The organism is Stenotrophomonas sp. HMSC10F06 (assembly GCF_001807865.1).
GTDB classification, from domain to species: domain Bacteria; phylum Pseudomonadota; class Gammaproteobacteria; order Xanthomonadales; family Xanthomonadaceae; genus Stenotrophomonas; species Stenotrophomonas bentonitica_A.
Genome location: NZ_KV791265.1, coordinates 1 through 619, shown reverse-complemented (window position 1 = coordinate 619; position 619 = coordinate 1). Strand labels below are relative to the sequence as shown.

Genomic DNA, 619 nt, shown 5'->3' with positions numbered 1-619 from the left:
TTTCACGAGAAGAAAACCTTCGCCTCTGGCGGAGGATTGGAAGAGTTTTACGCTGTATGAAAGAAACCTCCGGCTTGGATCACGAAGTGATCGAAACCGGAGGTTATAATGGACGATAACCATCTTACACATGCGACTTGGGTCTGCCAATATCATGTGGTTTTTGGCAGCAAATACCGCACGAAGCGGCTTTATGGCGACCTTCGCCTTGAGCTACGGGATTTGTTTATTCGATTGAGCTTGCAAAAAGGGTGCCGGATAGAAGAAGGACACCTGATGCCGGACCACGTGCATATGCTGATATCGATCCCACCGAAATATTCGGTGGCGCACATTGTCGGGTTTTTGAAGGGCAAGACGGCGCTTTACGTTGCCAATAAATATGCAAAGAAGCGCAAATATCGCGGCTATCATTTTTGGGCGCGAGGATACTTCGTTTCGACCATCGGTTACGATGAACAGGTCGTTAGACGCTATATCCGCAATCAGGAAAAGGCCGACAAGGCTTCCGACCATGCCGACCTTTTTAAGGGCTCTTACTAACACATAACAAAACCACTTCTAGTGGTTCAAGCGTAGCGTCCCAAACCTCCACCTCTGGTGGAGGTCATGACTTTTG

The 619-nt window shown here is 48.5% G+C and carries 1 protein-coding gene; it reads left to right on the top strand.

What is annotated here, in order from left to right; all coding sequences use genetic code 11:
- Positions 1-108 precede the first annotated feature (108 nt).
- Positions 109-543: an IS200/IS605 family transposase gene (tnpA, locus tag HMPREF3113_RS06830; protein WP_070471556.1), complete on the top strand. Its 435-nt coding sequence runs from the start codon at positions 109-111 to the stop codon at positions 541-543.
- Positions 544-619 lie beyond the last annotated feature (76 nt).